This window comes from Pseudomonas fluorescens (assembly GCF_001623525.1).
Lineage (GTDB): Bacteria > Pseudomonadota > Gammaproteobacteria > Pseudomonadales > Pseudomonadaceae > Aquipseudomonas > Aquipseudomonas fluorescens_Q.
The window spans coordinates 3,090,541-3,105,240 of record NZ_CP015225.1 but is presented as its reverse complement, the minus strand read 5'-3'; the positions used below and the strand labels follow the sequence as shown (position 1 = coordinate 3,105,240).

Here is a 14,700-nt window from a genome sequence, read left to right as displayed (position 1 = left end):
TCAATCCCGTCCAGGCAACACCCAGCCCATCAAAACGTCTGCCCCAGGTTCAGGTACACCGCCTGTTCATCATCGTCGTTAAAACCATAGCTGAAATTCAGTGGCCCCAGCGGTGTATCGAAGCCCAGGAAAATGCTGGCGGCGTTGATGTAGCCGCTGTCGAATTCATTGTCGTTGTTCCAGGCCCGGCCGCGTTCCAACGAGCCGCCGATGTACAGCGGGAAGTCCAGTGGCAGATAGGCCCGCGGTGTGAGGCGGCGGTAATACACGGCACGCATCAGGCTGATGTTCTGTCCGGATACCCCGTCTTCGCGAAAGCCTGACAGTTGCCGCGCGCCACCGAGCACAAAGCTGGACGTCACGACTTCAGCAGTGTCCAGTGTTCGACCGTAGCGCCCGCCCAGGATGAAGGTGTCCGGGCCGCTGCTCAGGGCTTTGTCCAGCTTGAACTCCCACTGGCGGTAACGCTGGTCGGAACCCAGCCCTGGTTCGTATTGGCGCCAGCTCAGGCCGATATCTTCCCCTTCGTGGGGGAAATACACGTTGTCGAAGGAATCGAAGGAGTACTTCAGCTCATAGAAACCTTCATTGAAGTTTTCGCTGGGCTGGTCGTGATCGCCAATGCGCACATCCGCCTTGCCCCAGGCCTGGCCGACACCGAAGCGGATTTCGCCGTTGTTGCTGATTTGGCGGCCCACGTTCAGCCCGAAGCCATAGCGCTCGACGCGATACTGGGCCACCGGATCGTTGTCCAGGATGGACTCCACGTTGCGGGATTCAAATTGCCCGTAGGGCGCGATGAAGTAACGTGAACCGACATCCAATGGTTGGTAGAACTCGCTGTACAGCTCCTGCTTGTCGCCGATCTGCGCCCGGGTCAGCCATTCGGCACCGAGGCGATTGATGCCGTTGACCCGATAGCTGGCTCCCAGGTTGAAAGCGCTGTCGCCGCGCATGTCGTCCGACAGGCTCAGCCCCAGCCGCAGGTAGTCGGTGCCGGTACGTCTGCCCCGGGCGCTGATCACCAGCGTGTGATCCGGGCCCTTGCGGACCACGCGGTATTGCACCTGTTCGAAGTAATCCAGGCCGTACAGTGTGCCCATGTCGGTCTGCAGGCGGCCCAGGTCCAGCGGCTCGCCGATTTTCTGGCGAACGTAATAGCGGATCACGTCATCGCCGACTTTCGAGTCGTTCTCCACCCGAATGGCGGTGATGACCGGCGTGCGCTCGCTTGGGGTGCGCGCGGCCATGAGCTCGGCGTCGGGCGCCTCGGACGGGCGTAGAGGCGCCAGGCGTGTCTCGAGTATCCGCGTGGCACGGTAACCGGCGTCGATCATGTCCTGGGCCCGGCCGAAATCGGTGGAGCCGAAGCTCGCCAGCGCCGGCTGGATCAGCACGTCGTCTTTCTTCAGCGTTGCCAGTTGCTCTTCAGAGTTGCGCCGGGTCATCAGGGTGGTCGACTGGTTCAGCACATCGACCACCGTGACCAGTTGCTTGCGGTTGCGCAGGGGCGTACCGATGTCGACCACGATGGCCACGTCCACGCCCATTTCCCGGGCCACATCCAGCGGGATGTTGTCGGACATGCCGCCGTCCACCAGCAGTCGGTTGTCCAGTTCCACCGGGGCGAATACCGCCGGGATCGACATGCTGGCGCGGATGACCTTGGGCAGGTGGCCTTTGCGGAACACGACTTTTTCGCCCGTGGCGATGTCAGTGGCGACTGCGCGAAACGGGATCGGCAGTTTGTCGAAGTCCCGTGTATCACTGGCGTGGGCCAGCAGGCTTTCGAGCAGCAGGGCCAGGTTCTGGCCCTGGATGACCCCCAAGGGCAGGCCGAGGCTGCCGTCGTCACGAAAACTCAGTTTCTGTTTGACCAGGAAGTCCCGGTCATCCTGCTTGCGCCGGAAGGGTACGTCCTTGCGTGGCGGCGCATCGGACAGAGCCTGTTGCCAGTCGATGCCCAGGGCGAGTTTTTCCAGTTCGTCGATCTTGTAGCCTGAGGCATATAGCCCGCCGATGACCGCGCCCATGCTGGTGCCGGCGATGGCATCGATCTTGATGCCTTGCTCTTCCAGGGCCTTGAGCACGCCGATGTGAGCCAGCCCCCGTGCGGCACCGCCGGACAGCACCAGGCCGATTTTCGGGCGTGGCGCTTCGACGGCGGACACGTTGGCATGGCCGAGCAGGGGCAACAGCAACAGAAGCAGGAGGGGCAGGAGGCGGCGCATCGTCAATCTCGGGGCGGGCGTCAAAGGCGGGTATTATAACGACGCCTTCGAATCCAGGAGTCCACCCGCAATGACCGAACATAAACCGGAAGTCGTCATCACGTATTGCACCCAGTGCCAATGGCTGTTGCGCGCTGCCTGGCTGGCCCAGGAACTGCTCAGCACCTTCGGCGACGACTTGGGCAAAGTGTCCCTGGTACCGGGCACCGGTGGCGTGTTCCACATCAGTTGCGACAATACGCAGATCTGGGAGCGCAAGGCCGATGGCGGTTTTCCCGAAGCCAAGGTCCTCAAGCAGCGGGTCCGCGACCGGATCGATCCGGAGCGGGACCTGGGCCACAACGATCGGGTTCAGTGAGACGCGGCTTGGGCGCCAACCCCCGGTTTCTTCGAACCGCCCAGTTGGCTTGAGATCACGATGGCCGCGATGATCACCACGCCACCCAGCAGCATGCGCAGGGTCGGGTTCTCATCGAACAGCCACCAGGCCATGGCGATGCCATAGACCGGCTCCATGGCGAACACCACCGCCGCCGTGCGGGCCTTGATCACCGCCAGGCTGGCGACGAACAGGCTGTGGGCCAGGCCGGTGCAGAACACGCCGAGCAAGCCGATCCACAACCAGTCGAGGGGGCGAACGTCGCTCAATTGTGGCGCGGCCATCGGCAGCAGGCACAACCCGACCACCACGTTCTGGCACAGCGCGGCCTGCACCGGCGGGACGTGCGCCGAACCGGCACGGTTGGTCAAGGACAACAGGGAGAAGAGCAACCCCGAGGCCACGGCCCACAGCAGGCCAGTGGTGGCACCGCTGGCCAGGTCGAAGTTCGGCGTGACCAACACCAGGCCGACGCTCACCAGCACCACCAGCCAGATTTCATTGGCGCGAATCCGTTCGCGGAAGATCAGCCCCTCGAGCAATACCGTGAAGGCCGGGAAACTGGCGAACCCCAGCGTGGCGACCGCCACGCCGGCCACCTTCACGGCGATGAAGAAACTCACCCAATGCCCGGCCAGCAACAGCCCCCCAAGCAACAATCGCCGGCCATCCCGGGCCCGCAGCTTCTGCCAGCGGCTGTTGCTGGCGAACCGGGCGAACATCGCCAGGGCCAGCACGGCGAAGACGGCGCGCCCGAACACGATGACCGCCGGCGAAGCCGCGGCGAGTTTGCCGAAGACACCGGTCAGGCCAAACATGAGTGCGCCGATGTGCAGGGCGCCTAGGGCAGTACGAGGTGTCATTTCAATCCTTTCAACAGATAAGCCAAAACCGACGGACAAACATCAATCCCATGGGGGTATTTAAGCGTTAGGGAGGTGCTGGCGTCTGTCGCGATCCTAGCGATTTTTAGCGCGAAGCTAGCGCTGACGCCGCAGCTTGCCCGGCGAGACGCCGAATTCGCGCAGCACCGCCGCGGAGAAGGCACTTTGGGAGCTGTAGCCGACGCGGTGGGCGATCTCACCGATGGGCAACTGCGAATCACGCAACAACGCTACGGCCTTGTGCAAGCGACGGCTGCGGATGTAATCCATCGGGGTTTGCCCGCACTCGGCGACGAAGCGTGCGTGCAGGCGGGCGTTGGAGAGGCCGGCGATTCGCGCCAGGTCCGCCACTTGCAGCGCATAGGCGGCGTTCTGGTCGATGTGGGCATTGAGCGCGGCGTAGGGCAGGCGCCGGCCGCCGTGGGTTGCCTGGCGAGCGTTATTGAGACTCGCCAGCAGCAGCACCGCGCCTTGCTGGGCGATCACCGGATCGTCCACCGGGCTGCCCGCCAACCAACTGACCAACTGGCTTTGCCCCGCATCCAGGGGCAGGCGCGCGGTGTCGTCGAGCAAACGGCGGCTGGCGTCGGCGTGATCCCCCAGGCATTGCCCGACCCAATCGTCACTGGGCACATCCAGCACCAGGCAACGGCTGCCGTGGGGGCTGCCGCAGGCGTGATGGGCACCGGCGGGTACTACCACGAAACTCTGTTGCACCACCTGGCTGCCACGCCCTTCGACCTCGAAATCCAGCGCGCCGGACAACCCGAACACCAGTTGCGCGTGGTCGTGGCTGTGGACAATCAGATCGTGGCTGTAGTGGCGTAGCGTGAGGATCGGTCTCATCGCGGTCTCCCGTGTCAGGCCGCCAGCATACACCGGGGGCACACCGGCCCGCGCTGTCATGTAATGGACTTGTGTTTGTCATGGGCCATTAACCGCTGGCGTGCACAGTGGCGAAAACGATCAGAGGGTTGCCCAATGACCAGCGCCGAGCTCGCCAGACCCAGCCGCAAACAGCGTGTACGCACCCTGTGGATTTCCGATGTGCACCTGGGTACCCGGGATTGCCAGGCCGAGCACTTGTCGCAGTTTCTCAAGGGCTACCACGCCGACAAAATCTACTTGGTGGGTGACATCATCGATGGTTGGAAACTGCGCGGTGGCATGTATTGGCCCCAGGCCCACACCAACGTCATTCGTCGCTTGCTGACCATGAGCAAGCGCGGCACCGAAGTGATCTACGTTACCGGCAACCATGACGAATTCCTGCGGCGCTATTCGAAGCTGATCCTGGGCAATATCCAGTTGGTGGACGAAGCGGTGCACGTCACGGCCGATGGCCGGCATCTGTTGGTGATCCATGGTGACCAGTTCGATGTCATCACCCGGTACCACCGTTGGCTGGCGTTCCTCGGGGATTCGGCCTACGAGTTCACCCTCACGTTGAACCGCTGGCTAAACCATTGGCGAGCCCGTTACGGCTACGGCTACTGGTCGTTGTCGGCGTACCTCAAGCATAAGGTCAAGACCGCCGTCAGCTTCATCAGCGATTTCGAAGAAGCCATCGCCCACGAGTGTGTGAAGCGCGAACTGCATGGCGTGGTCTGTGGGCATATCCACCACGCGGAGATGCGCAGGGTGGGTGAGGTGGAATACCTCAATTGTGGCGATTGGGTCGAATCCTGCACGGCGCTGATCGAGCATTGGGACGGGTCGATCGAGTTGTATCGGTTGGCGGAGGCCCAGGCGCGCGAAGCGTTGCTCAAGGCCGAAAAGGTCGCCGAACCTGCGTGAGTCTTACACCCTTTGTGGCGAGGGGATTTATCCCCGTTGGGCTGCGCAGCAGCCCCCTCGGTTTATCAGGTAGATCGCAAACTCAGGTAGTCATTTTGGGGCTGCTTCGCAGCCCAGCGGGGATAAATCCCCTCGCCACAGGGGGCACTGTATCTGTCAGGCCGGTATGTCAGCCATCGCCGCCTTGTAGATCGATTGCTTCGGCGTGGCAAAGACCCTTTCCAGCATCGGCTCGAAGAAACTCAAGGGCAGGGTGTCGTATTCGGCATCGAATGCCGCCGCGTCGTACTTCGCACAGAACTCAATGGTCGCCTGGTATTGCGGATGGCCACTGAATTGCTCGCGCAGGTGTCGGTCCATGCCCAGGTGATGGAAGAAGTAATAGCCCTGGAAAATCCCGTGCTTCTCCACCATCCACAGGTTTTCGGCGCTGACGAAAGGCTTGAGGATCGCCGCGGCGATGTCCGGGTGGTTGTATGAACCCAGGGTGTCACCGATGTCGTGGAGCAGGGCGCAGACCACGTACTCCTCGTCCCGCCCGTCACGGTAGGCGCGGGTGGCGGTTTGCAGGGAATGGGTCAGGCGATCCACCGGGAACCCGCCGAAATCGCCGTCCAGCAGTTTCAAGTGGGCGAGGATCCGGCCCGGCAATTGCCGCGCGTAGGCGCTGAAGTCGGCCGCGATGATCGCCCAGTCTTGTTGGGTGCCTTCTTTCATGTGGGTAAAGCGCGCGTGGTTGCTCATCGGCAGTCCTTGTTAGAACGCGACCTTGCCCAGCAGCATGTCGCGGTACATGACGAAATCGCCGAGCAGGCTGTAGAGCGGATGCTGGAAGGTGGCGGGACGGTTTTTTTCGAAGAAGAAGTGCCCGACCCAGGCGAAGCCGTAGCCGGCCACGGGCAGGGCGAGCCACAGCCACCCGCTTCCCACGACGAGAGCGAGGGCGAACACCAGGATGACCAGGGATGTGCCGATGAAATGCAATCGTCGGCAGGTGCTGTTGCTGTGTTCGCTGAGGTAGTACGGGTAGAACTCGGCGAAGCTATTGAATCGTTTAGTGTTTTCCAAGACTGCAGGCTCTTTGGTTATTGTTCTGGCGACCGATGCATCCAGTGGCTTGCTTTGAGTCTAGAGCCATCATTTGCAACAGCCAGTGACAATGGGCGCCACTCTAGTGTCCGGTCTTACCAATAACGCCCCTTTTGGACGGCTTCTGTTGCCGTCATGCTGCGTTGCCACTCCTCGCCATAGCGGGCTATGAGTCGTCGTGGCGTCTTGCCTGACAACAACAGCCGCTCGTCCAAAAGGGGCGTTATTGGTAAGACCGGACACTGCTATCCTTCGCAAATCCAGCCGTACCCTGCGGCTCGTCATGCAAGTAAAACGTCATGAACGAACGAACGACTTCTTCAAGCTGGGCGATGGGGATTGTCAAGGCGTTGGAAATCGACGGCCTGGATTGTCGGGTGCTGTTCAAGCAACTGGGGCTGGACTTCGATGCGCTCGACGATCCGGATGCACGTTTTTCCCAGGACTCGATGACGCGGCTCTGGCAACGGGCGGTGGAATTGTCAGGTAACCCGGCCATTGGCTTGAACATGGGTAAAGTGGTGCGCCCGGCCTCGTTCCATGTGGCGGGCTACGCCTTGATGTCCAGTCGCACGCTGGCGGAGGGGTTCCAGCGACTGGTGCGATACCAGCGGATCATTGCCGAAAGCGCCGACTTGAGTTTTCGTCGGTTGGAAGAAGGCTACGGGCTGATTTTGACGGTACACGGCGACCATTTGCCCCCGACCCGCCAAAGTGCCGAAGCATCCCTGGCCTGTGCGTTGGCCCTGTGCAACTGGCTGACCGGGCGTACCTTGCACCCGGTAAAAGTGCTGTTCCAAGGCACCGAACCCCTGGACCTGGCGCCTTATCAGCGAGCCTTCTGCGCGCCGCTGGAGTTCGGCGCGTCTTATGACGCGCTGATTTTTGAACGGGCCGACATGGAGGCGCCGCTGCCTACGGCCAACGAAGCCATGGCGCAGTTGCATGACCGGTTTGCCGGTGAATACCTCGCGCGTTTTTCGGAAAGCCGCGTGACCCACAAGGCGCGACAAATATTGTGTCGGCTGTTGCCCCAGGGCGAGCCCAAGCGTGACGTGGTGGCGCAGACGCTGCACCTGTCACAGCGCACCTTGCAGCGGCGCTTGCAGGAAGAGGGCACCAGTTTCCAGAGTTTGCTGGAGGACACCCGTCGTGAACTGGCCGAGCAGTATCTGGCGCAGCCGGGCATGACGCTGCTGGAGATCGCCTATCTGTTGGGGTTTGCCGACCCGAGCAATTTTTTCCGGGCCTTTCGCCGTTGGTTCGACACCACGCCCGGTGAATACCGGGCACGGTTGGCGAGCCAGCCAGAAGTGGTCAGTGACGCCAGAACGCCGGGATACACAGCACGAACACCGTGATGATCTCCAGTCGGCCCAGCAGCATGCCTGCGGACAGAATCCACTTGGCCGCGTCCGGCAGCGGTGCGAAGTTGCCGGCCGGCCCGATGGTCTCTCCCAGCCCCGGGCCGACGCCGGACACGGTGCTGGCCGCACCGGTCAGCGCCGTCATCCATTCCACGCCCAGCAGCGACAGCAGCAGGGCGATCACGCAGATGGTGATGGCGAAGAAGAACGAGAACGTAAGGATCGAGCGGACGATTTCTTCGTCGAGGCGATGACCGTTGTATTTCTGTTTGATCACCGCGCGGGGGTGGATCAGTTGATTAAGGTTGGCCCGCAGCAGGATGTAGGCGACCTGGAAGCGGAAAATCTTGATCCCGCCGGCCGTCGAGCCTGAGCAACCACCGACGAACCCCAGGTAGAAAAACAGCATCAGCGAAAAATTGCCCCACAGGCTGTAGTCGCCGAGGGCGAAACCGGTGGTGGTGACGATGGACGTCACGTTCAGCGCCACGTGCCGCAGCGCGTCCAGCCAATGCAGGTCGGTGGTCGCCCAATACCAGGTGCCGAGCACCAGCCAGGTCACCAACAACACCCCGATGAGCCCCTGGACCTGCTGGTCCTTGATCAGCGCCCGGCGATTGCCCCGCAACATCGAGACGTACAGGGCAAACGGCAGGCTGCCGAGGATCATGATGACAATGGCGACCCAGTGCACCGCCGGCTGGGTCCATTTGGCCAGGGACAGGTCCGAGGTGGAGAAACCGCCGGTGGAGATCGCCGACATCGCATGGTTGATGGCATCGAACAGGCTCATCCCGGCCCACCAGAGCGCCAGGGTGCCGAGGATGGTGATGCCCACGTAGGACGCCACGATCAGCCGCGCCACCATGTGGGAACGGGGCATGACTTTTTCCGAGCGGTCCGACGATTCGGTCTGGAACAACCGCATGCCACCGATGCGCAGCAGCGGCAGGATCGCCACCGCCATGCCGATGAAGCCGATACCGCCGAGCCAGTGCAGCAGCGAGCGCCACATCAGGATGCCCGGGGACATGGTGTCCAGGCCGCTCAGGACGGTGGCGCCGGTGGCGGTGATGCCCGACATACTTTCGAAAAACGAGTCGGTATAGCTGATCTTCTGGGTCAGCAGGAACGGCAGCGCGGCAAAGATACACACCACGAGCCAACTGCTGACAGTCAGCAAGTACATGTCGCGCGGGCGCAGGTGGATGTGTTCCGGGCGCCCCGGAAGCACCAGGGCCAGGCCGGCGACGAAGGTAATCATGCTCGACCAGAGGAACGACGGCAGGTCGGCGGTGCGCTCGAAGACCATCAGGGTGGCCATGGGCACGACCATGAAGATCGCCAGGGTGATCAGGAAGATGCCGATGATGAAACCAATGATCCGCAGGGTCGGCAACGCCATGAAGTCCGCTCAGGCTGGAAAAGGAAGGGCGCCATTCTACCCGCGACAAGCGCCCTGTAAACCGGCACCCGGCGCCGAGTGGGCAACTGGCCGCGGAATTTGCGCTGACGAACTCGCCGCACAGCCACTAGAATAGCTGGACATTTTTTCAGGAGGTGGCCGATGCAGGCTCTCGACGCTTTGCTCAACCGTGTTTCCGTCCCGCGCCTGGTGGACCCGGCCCCCACTGCGGAGCAGCGCGAGCTCATGTTTGCCGCGGCCATGCGGGCGCCGGATCACGGCCAGTTGCGGCCATGGCGTTTTCTGACGGTCGAAGGTCAGGCGCGGCATCGCATGGGCGAACTGCTGGCCGAAGCCGCGCGGTTCAATGACCCGCTGGTACCGGAGAGCGTCGTGGAAAAGGCCCTCAACGGCCCATTGCGCGCGCCCTTGGTCGTGGTGGTGGTCGCCCGTCTGCAGGACCATTTCAAAATCCCCAAATCCGAGCAGCTGTTGGCGGCCGGCTGCGCGGCCCATGGCATCTTGTTGGCGGCGTATGCCCAGGGGGTTGGCGGTGTGTGGCGTACCGGTGAACTGGCGTACTCGCCGCATGTGGCCAGGGGGCTTGGCCTTGAGGACGGGGAAGAGGTGATCGGTTTCCTCTACCTGGGCACGCCGCAGAAAGAAGCGCGCACGGCGCCGAAGGAAGATGTCGGGCAGTTTGTCCGGGAGTGGACGGGCCAGTAACGTCTCAAGGGCGGCGGATGACTTGGGGGGGGGATCCACTGTGGCGAGGGAGCTTGCTCCCGCTGGGCGGCGAAGCCGCCCCAAAAGCCTGGTTAGAGGCCGCCTGACACGCCGAGGTGCCAAGTCTCAGGGCTGCTGCGCAGCCCAGCGGGAGCAAGCTCCCTCGCCACAGGGAAAGTGCCTGGCCTTGGGTTACTTGCAAGCGTCGGCAATCGCTTCGGCCAGCAGGTCCAGGCGCGTGGCGTCGATGCCGGCCACGTTGGCCCGGCCGGTGCCGACCATGTAGACACTGTGGCGTTCGCGCAGGTGCTTGACCTGTTCCGGCGTCAGGCCGGTGTAGGAAAACATCCCGCGTTGCACGCCGATATGGGCGAAGCGTTCGCGCAAGCCATGGGGTTCGAGGGCCTCCAGCAAACCGCTGCGCAATTGCGCGATGCGCAGGCGCATGGCCTGGACTTCATCGGCCCACAGGCTTTTGAGTTCCGGGTTGCCGAGAATGGTCGCCACCACGGCCGCACCATGATCCGGCGGTGTCGACCACAGGTTGCGGGCGATGTTTGCCAGTTGGCTGCGGATGTCCACCAGCTTCTCGGCATCCCGGGCACAGACGATCAACGCACCGGTACGATCGCGGTACAGGCCGAAGTTCTTCGAGCAGGAACTGGTGACCAGCACTTCCGGCAGGGCTTGGGCAAACAGCCGGACCGCCCAGGCGTCCTGTTCCAATCCATCGCCGAAGCCCTGGTAGGCGAAATCGATCAGCGGCAGCAGGTCGCGGTCGCGCACCACCTCCAACACCTGACGCCATTGCTCATGGGACAGGTCGAACCCGGTGGGGTTGTGGCAGCAGGCGTGCAGCAGCACGACATCGCCTTTGGGGGCCTGGTTCAAGGTCGCCAGCATCGCCTCGAAATCCAGGCGGTTATCGGCGCCCACGTAAGGGTAGTGACCGACCTTGACCCCGGCCGCGGCGAAGATGGTCTCGTGGATCGGCCAGGTCGGGTTGCTCAGCCACACGCCACGGCCCGGCAGGCATTGAGCGATGAAGTCGGCACTCAGGCGCAGCGCACCGGTACCGCCCGGTGTCTGGGTGGCGCCGGCACGTTTTGCGCTGATCAGCGGCGAGTCGGCGCCCAGTACGAGCTCGTTGATCAATTGGCCGAATGCAGCGTCGCCATGGCCGCCGATGTAGGTCTTGGTGGTCTGGCGATCCACTAGCCGTTGTTCAGCCTGTTTCACTGACTGAAGAATCGGCGTCAGGCCCTGGGCATCCTTGTAGACGCCCACGCCCAGGTCGAACTTGCTCGGGTTGGCGTCCGCCCCGTAGGCCTCCATCAGGCCCAGGATCGGGTCGCCGGGGACCCGGCCGATGGCGTCGAAATGCATTACTTGCGGCCCTCGGCGGTCTTGGCCACGTCATCGGTGCGGGCGGCCATGATGAAGTCGTTGCGGTGCAGGCCCTTGATGGAGTGGCTCCACCAGGTCACGGTGACTTTGCCCCATTCGGTGAGCAGGCCTGGGTGGTGGCCTTCGGCCTCGGAGATCTCGCCGACGGCGTTGGTGAACGCCAGGGCGTGCTTGAAGTTCTTGAACAGGAAAACTTTTTCCAGTTGCATCACGCCGTCGCGCACTTCGATGTTCCAGTCGGGGATCTGCTTGATCAGCACCGGCAGTTCTTCGTCGCTGACTTGCGGGGCATCGGCGCGGCAGGCTTCGCAATGGGCTTGGTTCAGAGTGTTCATGGTGTGTTCCTGGATCGAATATTTGGAAAACGTCGATGCATCCACGCTAAAGCAAAGCAGCGTCGTGCAACAGACTCAATTGGGATTAAAAGAGGCGGTTCACGCCGCTTTTGGTGGGAATTTCGGGGCATGCAAGCCCAGCTCCCGACCGCGCTTGACCATGCCCATGATGTCTTCGTGAGCCAGGTCGAACAGACGCTTGAGTTCGGGCAGCACGAAATACACCGGTTGCAGGATGTCGATGCGATACGGCGTGCGCATGGCTTCCAGCGGATCGAAGGCCTGGTGTTCCGGTTCGTCCGACAGGCAGTACACGGTTTCCTTGGGCGAAGACAGGATGCCGCCGCCGTAGATGCGCCGGCCCTGCGGGGTCTGCACCAGGCCGAACTCGATGGTCATCCAGTACAGGCGCGCCAGGTAGACGCGTTCTTCCTTGGAGGCCTGTAGGCCGAGTTTGCCGTAGGTGTGGGTAAATTCCGCGAACCAAGGGTTGGTCAGCAATGGGCAGTGGCCGAAGATCTCGTGGAAAATGTCCGGCTCTTGCAGGTAATCCAGCTCTTCTCGGGTACGAATGAAGGTCGCCACAGGAAACTGTTTGCTGGCGAGCAATTCGAAAAAGGTCTGGAAGGGGATCAACGCTGGCACCCGGGCGACTTGCCAGCCCGTGGTCTCGCCCAGCACCTTGTTGATTTCGTCCAGTTGCGGGATACGGTCGTGGGGCAGGCCCAGCTTGTCGATGCCATCCAGGTACTCCTGGCACGCGCGGCCTTCGATGACTTTCAACTGGCGGGTGATCAGCGTGTTCCACACCGCGTGTTCTTCGGCGGTGTAGTGGATAAAACCTTGCGCATCGGGCTCGCGGGCCACGTACTGCGTCTGCTTCATGCTGCTCTCCTGCTGATTTCCCTCGTGGGGAAGGTTGTTTGTTTTTATGTCCAGCGATGCATTAGAGATAACCCGAAGCAGGAGCGCGTGCAGCCGAAGAAATCAGGTGGGTAGGGGCAAGTACGTGCGATTTTGTAAAGTTTTCGTTACGTATGAGGTCGAGCTGTGGCCGTGTCGAGATTTTTGGCTGGGAAATGGCCTGCAGCTGTCACATAATCTTGACAACTATTTGTGTGCCTAGACAAAAAACCAACACAAAACCCGTGGCGAGGGAGCTTGCTCCCGCTGGACTGCGCAGCAGTCCCAATAACAGGGCCGCTTCGCAGCCCAGCGGGAGCAAGCTCCCTCGCCACAAGGTGTGTGTCGGGCTTGAATGGGGCACCACTCTCTCATCCACATCCGGGCCTTTTCATGCGCATCAAAGTCCATTGCCAGAATCGCATCGGCATCCTGCGGGACATTCTCAACCTGTTGGTGGAATACGGTATCAACGTCGCCCGAGGCGAGGTCGGTGGCGAGCATGGCAACGCGATCTACCTGCACTGCCCAAACCTGATCAACATCCAGTTCCAGGCGCTGCGTCCGAAATTCGAAGGCATCGCCGGGGTGTTTGGCGTCAAGCGCGTAGGACTGATGCCCAGTGAGCGTCGGCACATGGAACTCAACGCCTTGCTCGGCGCTTTGGAATTCCCGGTGCTGTCTATCGACATGGGTGGCTCCATCGTTGCGGCCAACCGGGCAGCGGCGCAGTTGCTCGGGGTGCGAGTGGACGAGGTGCCGGGCATTCCCCTGTCCCGCTATGCCGAGGATTTCGACTTGCCGGAACTGGTGCGCGCCAACCAGTCGCGCATCAACGGCCTGCGGGTCAAGGTCAAGGGCGATGTGTTCCTGGCCGACATCGCGCCACTGCAATCGGAGCACGACGACAGCGAGGCCATGGCCGGTGCGGTGCTGACGCTGCACCGGGCCGACCGCGTGGGCGAGCGGATCTATAACGTGCGCAAGCAGGAACTGCGCGGCTTCGACAGTATTTTCCAGAGTTCGAAAGTGATGGCGGCGGTGGTCCGAGAGGCCCGGCGCATGGCCCCGCTGGACGCGCCGCTATTGATAGAAGGCGAAACCGGCACTGGCAAGGAACTGCTGGCCCGCGCCTGTCACCTGGCGAGCCCGCGCGGGCAATCGCCATTGATGGCGCTCAACTGTGCCGGGCTGCCGGAGTCCATGGCCGAGACCGAACTGTTCGGCTACGGGCCGGGGGCCTTCGAAGGCGCCCGGGCCGAAGGCAAGCTCGGCCTGCTGGAGCTGACCGCCGGGGGGACGCTGTTCCTCGACGGGGTCGGGGAAATGAGCCCGCGCCTGCAAGTGAAACTGCTGCGCTTTCTGCAGGACGGTTGCTTCCGGCGTGTCGGCAGCGATGAAGAGGTGTACCTGGACGTCAGGGTGATCTGCGCCACCCAGGTCGATTTGTCCGAACTCTGCGCCCGGGGCGAGTTCCGTCAGGATCTGTACCACCGCTTGAACGTGCTGTCCTTGCACATCCCACCGCTGCGCGAATGCCTCGATGGCCTGGCGCCGCTGGTGGAGCATTTTCTTGACCAGGCCAGCCGCCAGATCGGTTGTCCGCTGCCCAAGCTGGCCCCGGCGGCGATGGAGCGTCTGAGTCGCTACCACTGGCCGGGCAACGTCCGGCAGTTGGAAAACGTGCTGTTCCAGGCCGTTTCCCTGTGCGATGGCGGCACGGTGAAGGCCGAGCATATCCGCTTGCCGGACTACGGCGTGCGCCAACCCCTTGGCGATTTTTCCCTGGAGGGGGGGCTGGACGAGATCGTTGGGCGTTTCGAGAAAGCGGTGCTGGAGCGCTTGTATTCGGAGCACCCGAGCAGCCGGCAACTGGGCAAGCGGCTGGGGGTTTCCCATACGACCATTGCCAATAAATTGCGCGAATATGAAGTCGGCAAAGACCCCAGTGCGTAATCAATTGTGGTGAGGGGATTTATCCCCGCGGGGCTGCGTAGCAGCCCCAAAGCAGTCAACCTGACACACTTGAGTGTCCGTTTTTAGGGGCGCTTCGCACCCCAGCGGGGATAAATCCCCTCGCCACAAAAATGTGGTGCAGCTGTCGGATGGGTAAACCTTTGCCTTGCAGCGGCACGAGACCGCCGGTTTTTCGTCTTCGATACATTTGCACAATCCCT

At 62.3% G+C, this 14,700-nt stretch carries 14 protein-coding genes; 5 read left to right on the top strand and 9 right to left on the bottom strand.

The annotated features are described in order from the left end of the window. Positions 1–29: 29 nt before the first annotated feature. Complete coding sequence (locus TK06_RS13285; protein ID WP_063322440.1) at positions 30–2,231, bottom strand: patatin-like phospholipase family protein; 2,202 nt, start codon at positions 2,229–2,231, stop codon at positions 30–32. A 70-nt stretch (positions 2,232–2,301) separates the two neighbouring features. On the opposite strand from TK06_RS13285, the gene TK06_RS13280 reads away from it, so the two are divergent. Further along, on the top strand, positions 2,302–2,589 hold the full coding sequence (locus TK06_RS13280; protein WP_063322439.1) for a SelT/SelW/SelH family protein: 288 nt from the start codon (positions 2,302–2,304) through the stop codon (positions 2,587–2,589). Here TK06_RS13280 and TK06_RS13275 read toward each other — a convergent pair. Together TK06_RS13275 and TK06_RS13270 are read right to left on the bottom strand one after the other, a co-directional pair. Then, the gene (locus TK06_RS13275; protein WP_063322438.1) at positions 2,583–3,473 is read right to left on the bottom strand and encodes a DMT family transporter; all 891 of its coding nucleotides are present in this window, start codon (positions 3,471–3,473) and stop codon (positions 2,583–2,585) included. The genes TK06_RS13280 and TK06_RS13275 overlap by 7 nt on opposite strands. Positions 3,474–3,590: 117 nt before the next feature. Then, entirely contained in the window at positions 3,591–4,340 is a 750-nt protein-coding gene (locus TK06_RS13270) for a helix-turn-helix transcriptional regulator (protein ID WP_063322437.1), read from the bottom strand. 135 nt (positions 4,341–4,475) lie between these two features. Here TK06_RS13270 and TK06_RS13265 point away from each other — a divergent pair, with 135 nt between their 5' ends. After that, complete coding sequence (locus tag TK06_RS13265; RefSeq protein WP_063322436.1) at positions 4,476–5,291, top strand: UDP-2,3-diacylglucosamine diphosphatase; 816 nt, start codon at positions 4,476–4,478, stop codon at positions 5,289–5,291. A 156-nt stretch (positions 5,292–5,447) separates the two neighbouring features. Here TK06_RS13265 and TK06_RS13260 read toward each other — a convergent pair whose 3' ends face one another. After that, positions 5,448–6,035 carry an HD domain-containing protein gene (locus TK06_RS13260; RefSeq protein WP_063322435.1) on the bottom strand — a complete coding sequence of 196 codons (588 nt, stop codon included), beginning with the start codon at positions 6,033–6,035 and terminating at the stop codon, positions 5,448–5,450. A 12-nt stretch (positions 6,036–6,047) separates the two neighbouring features. Continuing rightward, a complete protein-coding gene (locus TK06_RS13255; RefSeq protein WP_063322434.1) occupies positions 6,048–6,359 on the bottom strand; it encodes a DUF962 domain-containing protein in 312 nt (103 codons plus the stop codon). 320 nt (positions 6,360–6,679) lie between these two features. Between TK06_RS13255 and TK06_RS13250 the strand changes: the two genes are divergently transcribed. Continuing rightward, entirely contained in the window at positions 6,680–7,741 is a 1,062-nt protein-coding gene (locus TK06_RS13250) for an AraC family transcriptional regulator (RefSeq protein ID WP_086936647.1), read from the top strand. Here TK06_RS13250 and TK06_RS13245 read toward each other — a convergent pair. Then, positions 7,698–9,152 carry a TrkH family potassium uptake protein gene (locus TK06_RS13245; RefSeq protein ID WP_063322432.1) on the bottom strand — a complete coding sequence of 485 codons (1,455 nt, stop codon included), beginning with the start codon at positions 9,150–9,152 and terminating at the stop codon, positions 7,698–7,700. The genes TK06_RS13250 and TK06_RS13245 overlap by 44 nt on opposite strands. 162 nt (positions 9,153–9,314) lie before the next feature. Between TK06_RS13245 and TK06_RS13240 the strand changes: the two genes are divergently transcribed. Next, positions 9,315–9,878 (top strand): NAD(P)H nitroreductase, encoded by a 564-nt coding sequence (locus TK06_RS13240; RefSeq protein WP_063322431.1) that lies wholly within the window; start codon positions 9,315–9,317, stop codon positions 9,876–9,878. Between the two features lie 192 nt (positions 9,879–10,070). Here the strand turns inward: TK06_RS13240 and TK06_RS13235 are convergent, their stop codons facing one another. The 3 genes from TK06_RS13235 to phhA form a co-directional block, all read right to left on the bottom strand. Next, complete coding sequence (locus TK06_RS13235) at positions 10,071–11,264, bottom strand: amino acid aminotransferase (RefSeq protein WP_063322430.1); 1,194 nt, start codon at positions 11,262–11,264, stop codon at positions 10,071–10,073. After that, positions 11,264–11,620, bottom strand: a complete 357-nt coding sequence (locus TK06_RS13230) for a 4a-hydroxytetrahydrobiopterin dehydratase (protein ID WP_003184087.1) — start codon at positions 11,618–11,620, stop codon at positions 11,264–11,266. The genes TK06_RS13235 and TK06_RS13230 overlap by 1 nt, the downstream gene beginning before the upstream one ends. Before the next feature lie 99 nt (positions 11,621–11,719). Then, on the bottom strand, positions 11,720–12,505 hold the full coding sequence (gene phhA / locus TK06_RS13225; protein WP_053120239.1) for a phenylalanine 4-monooxygenase: 786 nt from the start codon (positions 12,503–12,505) through the stop codon (positions 11,720–11,722). A 411-nt stretch (positions 12,506–12,916) separates the two neighbouring features. Between phhA and TK06_RS13220 the strand changes: the two genes are divergently transcribed. Beyond that, positions 12,917–14,479, top strand: a complete 1,563-nt coding sequence (locus TK06_RS13220) for a sigma-54-dependent transcriptional regulator (RefSeq protein ID WP_063322429.1) — start codon at positions 12,917–12,919, stop codon at positions 14,477–14,479. Positions 14,480–14,700: the final 221 nt, after the last annotated feature.